This window comes from Streptomyces niveiscabiei, from assembly GCF_001419795.1.
Taxonomy (GTDB): Bacteria; Actinomycetota; Actinomycetes; order Streptomycetales; family Streptomycetaceae; genus Streptomyces; species Streptomyces niveiscabiei.
This window is the reverse complement of record NZ_LIRL01000718.1, coordinates 1-4,123: the sequence shown is the minus strand read 5'-3', so window position 1 is coordinate 4,123 and position 4,123 is coordinate 1. Positions and strand designations below refer to the sequence as shown.

The window sequence follows — 4,123 nt, the reverse complement described above, 5'->3', positions numbered from 1 at the left end:
TCCCCATACGCCAGCCGCGGCGACCTGGGCGGCCCGGTGGCCGCGGCTGGCGTATGGGGACACGGAAGCCCCTCCTTCGTGCGACGGGGCGCTGATCTTCAGCTGATCTTCAGGGGATATCGCGCCTGGCTCCGTCCGCACGGTAAGCCGTGCCGAACAGCCCTGGTAGAGGAGTGCGACGAATGGGGGTATAGCGGTCGGCTATGGCCGTGCCAGGTCGGTGCCTCCCGCGAAGGGCAGGGTCCGCCAGTGCTCGACGGCAGGCGTGAGGTACTCCATCAGCTCGGGCAGCTGGGGCGCCAGGGTGAGCGTGGCGACGACCCGCAGCATGCCGACGGCGTCGACGAAGCGCAGGACGTCCTCGTCGAGCGTCCGCGTGCCGGCGTTCCGCGCGCCCCGGTCGTAGGCGTCCCGGTGTTCGGGACCGAGGGCGGCCAGGTCCCATTCGACGGGCCCCAGGGTGACCAGTTCGAAGTCGGCGTAGAGGTCGCCGTCCACCCCGGCGAAGATGTTCGCGGGCGGGGAGTCGCCGTGGACGGCCTGGAGTGCGATGCCCGGGAACCGGACCTCGAAGGCGGCGCGGGAGCGGACGAGGGGTTCCAGGACCCGCCACTCGCGGCGGGCGCGGTCCAGGTCGGCCGCCTCGATCAGGACGGGTTCGGCGAGGCTCCGCGTGACGAAGTCCGGGTCGGCGGCGGACAGGAACTCCAGGCGGCCCGGGTAGCCGCGCAGGGCCGCGTGGAGGGCGGCGGTGCTCTCGGCGTTGGCCACGTAGTCGGGTTCCGCGCCCCGGTTCTCGGGGACGTACGTCCAGAACGTCATGGAGAAGCCGTCGCGCTGGACGGGTTCGCGCGGTACGAGCGGGCTGGGCGCGATCACGGGCACGCCCTGCCGGTCGAGCCAGTGGGTCACGGCCAGTTCGTCGCGCTGGCGGTGGGCGAGGGCGGCCGGGTCGGCGGGCTGGGGCAGGACGGTGGGGACGCGGACGACGACGGGCGCGGGCGCGAGGTGCACGACGACGGAGAAGACGTCGTGCAGGACGCGGGCGTCGGTGACGGTCAGGCCGAGTTCACGGCCTGCGGCGACGGCCGCGCCGACGGCGGCGGAGGTGCGGGCGGCGCGCTGGGGCGGGGTCAGGAAGGCGGTCGTCATGGGTTCCTCGTTCCGGGTGGGGTGGTCAGGGGCGGCGGCCGGCGCGCAGTTCGAGCCGGTCGCCGTGGAAGCGGTCGCGGAAGGCGCGGTCGTGGGAGACGGCGACGACGGCTCCCGGGTAGGCGGCGAGCGCCGTGTGGAGGTCCTCGGCCAGGTCGAGGGCGATGTGGTTGGTGGGTTCGTCGAGGACGAGGAGGTCGGCGGGCCGGGTCACCAGGCGGGCGATCTGGAGGCGCCGGCGCTGCCCCACGGAGAGGTCGGCGACCGGCACGTCCAAGTCCTCCTCGCGGAACAGGCCGAGGCCCAGGAGGTGTCCGGCGTGCTCGTCCGGGTGGCCGGGGCGTCCGGCGGCGAAGGCGGCGAGCAGGGGGAGCCGTGACGTGGGCGCGGGCGGTTCCTGCGGGAGATAGCCGGTGCGGGCGCGGCGGCGGGCGGTGCCCTCGTCCGGTTCGAGGTCGCCGGCCAGGACTCGCAGCAGGGTCGTCTTGCCCGCGCCATTCGGGCCGGTGACGAGGAGCCGCAGGCCAGGGGTGACGGTGAGGAGGCCGTCGAGCCGCAGCCGGTCGCCCACCCGGACGCCGTCGAGTTCCACGAGGGGGCCTTCGGCGGGGCGGTCGGCCGTCGGGAGGGCCGTCGTGAAGCGCAGGGGCGCGGGCGGTTCGGCCACCGGGTCGCGGCGTAGGCGCTCCAGGCGTTCCCGGACGGAGCGGACCTGGCCGCCGAGTTTCGCCTCGCTGGAGCGGCGGTGCTTGCCGAAGCCCTGGCGCGGGTCGCGGCCGGTGGTGGCGAGCCGTCCGGTGGCGGCGTCGAGGAGGGCTTCGGTACGGGCCACCTCGTCGGTCCACTCGGTGTACCGCTGCCGCGCGGCGCGCCGGGCGGCGGCTTTCGCGGCGCGGTAGCCGTGCCAGCCGTCGCCGTACCGGTGGACCGTGCGGGTGTCGCGGTCGACTTCGAGGATCGTGGTGGCGACGCGTTCCAGGAAGCCGCGGTCGTGGGTGACGGCGACGACGGTGCCCCGGTGGGCGCGCAGGTGGTCCTCCAGCCAGCGCACGGCCGCCGTGTCGAGGTGGTTCGTGGGTTCGTCGAGGAGGAGCAGTTCGGGGGCGGCGGCCAGGACGCCGGCGAGGGCGAGGCGGGACCGTTCGCCGCCGGAGAGCGAGCCGAGGGGGCGCTCGCGCGGGAGGCGGGCGAGTCCGAGGCCGTGCAGCGCCGCGTCCACGCGGGCGTCGGCGTCGTATCCGCCGCGCTCCTCGTACGCGGTCAGCAGGTCGCCGTACGCGGCGAGGTCCGCCTCGGACGCCTCGCCGAGGGACGCCTCCGCCGCCCGCAACGCGCGTTCCATGGCGCGGAGTTCGGCGAGGGCGTGGTCCACGGCGTCCTGGACCGTGCGGTCCGGGTCGAGGTCGAGGGTCTGGGTGAGGTGGCCGGTGCCGCCGGGGAAGGCCACGGTGACCTCACCGGCGTCCGGTGGTTCGGCGGCGGCGAGGAGCCGCAGCAGGGTGGACTTGCCGGAGCCGTTCTCCCCGACGACGGCCGCCTTCTCGCCCGGCCGGACGGTGAAGGTGACCTGGTCGAGGACGGTACGGGTGGCGTAGGACTTGGTGGCGTCCTTGACGGACAGCTGGGCCATGGCGGTTCGGGCGCGGGCGCGCATAGGACTTTCCCCGGGCATGCGAAGGGTCGACGGGCGGCAGAGACGGCGGCAACGGCCGTGCCCGGACTCAGACGAAGAAGAGGAAAGCCATGATGCGACGGTAACAAGAGGGGTCGCCGGACCTCAACGCGTATTCCCGGGTCAGTGGTCGTGCGGTCCGGCGCGGTGGACCGGTCCGTGTGCGTCGTCGGGGGTGTCCTCGCCCGCGTGGTCGACCTGGAGTGTCGTGTGGGTGATCGCGTGGCGGGTGCGCAGGAGGCGTTGGAGGTCGCGGCGGACGGCGTGGCAGTCGCCGTCGGGGGCGACCAGGACGTGGGCCGAGAGGGCGGGTTCGCCCGAGGTGATCGTCCAGAGGTGGAGGTCGTGGATCTCGACGACCGAGGGGCGGGCGGCCAGTTCGTCGCCGATGGCGTCGGGGTCGAGGCCGACGGGGGCCGCTTCCAGGAAGATCCGGCCCGAGTCGCGGACCAGCCCGTAGCCCGCCTTGGCCATGAGGGCGACGACGGCCAGCGTCGCGATCGCGTCGGCGCGGGCGAACCCCGTGAGGACGACGACCAGCGCCGCGACCGCCGTGCCGATGAACGCGAAGAGGTCGTTGAGGATGTGCTGGTAGGCGCCCTCGACGTTGAGGGAGCTGCGGTTCGCGCGGGAGATGCACCAGGTCGCGGCGATGTTGACGACGATCCCGGCGAGGGCGGTCGCCAGCATGAGGCCGCCCTCGACGTCGGGCGGGTCGACGAGGCGCCGTACCGCCTCGTACGCCAGCCAGGCGCCCAGCAGGAGCAGGGTCAGGCCGTTGGCCTGGGCGGAGAGGATCTCGGCGCGTTTGAGGCCGTACGTGAAGCCGCCCCGGGCGGGCCGCGCGGACAGCCGCATGGCGACGAGCGCGAGGACGATGGAGACGGCGTCGGTGAGCATGTGCGCGGCGTCGGAGAGCAGCGCCAGGGAGCTGGCCAGGATGCCGACGACGACCTCGGCGGCCATGAACACCGTGATGAGGGCCAGGGCGGTGCCGAGCCAGCGGCGGTCCGCGTCGGCGCTCACGCCGTGGGCGTGCCCGGCGTGCTCCGCGGTGTCGTGACGGCTCATGTCGGACGCCTTCCTCGTACGCCGGCTCCCGGACAGCAGTGAAACCCAGAGGGGGCGCCCGCGCATGCCCCGGCAGCCGCGTCCGCCCAGGTGACCATGTTTGGTCGCGGGCGGGAACGCGGCGGAGTCGTGGTGGTCCTGGTGCGGGCTGAGGTGGACGTCCGTTCCGGCGGGGTCTGGAGAGCGGCGCGCCAGACACCCGCGTCCCGGACTTCGGAGCTCCGCTCC

At 74.3% G+C, this 4,123-nt stretch carries 3 protein-coding genes; all 3 read right to left on the bottom strand.

All coding sequences use genetic code 11. The features are described 5' to 3' along the window. Window positions 1–201: 201 nt before the first annotated feature. Window positions 202–1,152: an aminoglycoside phosphotransferase/kinase family protein gene (locus tag AOK24_RS31565; RefSeq protein ID WP_055723454.1), complete on the bottom strand. Its 951-nt coding sequence runs from the start codon at window positions 1,150–1,152 to the stop codon at window positions 202–204. 25 nt (window positions 1,153–1,177) lie between these two features. Beyond that, window positions 1,178–2,806 carry a ribosomal protection-like ABC-F family protein gene (gene abc-f, locus AOK24_RS31560; RefSeq protein ID WP_055723453.1) on the bottom strand — a complete coding sequence of 543 codons (1,629 nt, stop codon included), beginning with the start codon at window positions 2,804–2,806 and terminating at the stop codon, window positions 1,178–1,180. A gap of 141 nt (window positions 2,807–2,947) precedes the next feature. Beyond that, a complete protein-coding gene (locus AOK24_RS31555) occupies window positions 2,948–3,895 on the bottom strand; it encodes a cation diffusion facilitator family transporter (protein ID WP_055723452.1) in 948 nt (315 codons plus the stop codon). Between the last annotated feature and the right edge of the window lie 228 nt (window positions 3,896–4,123).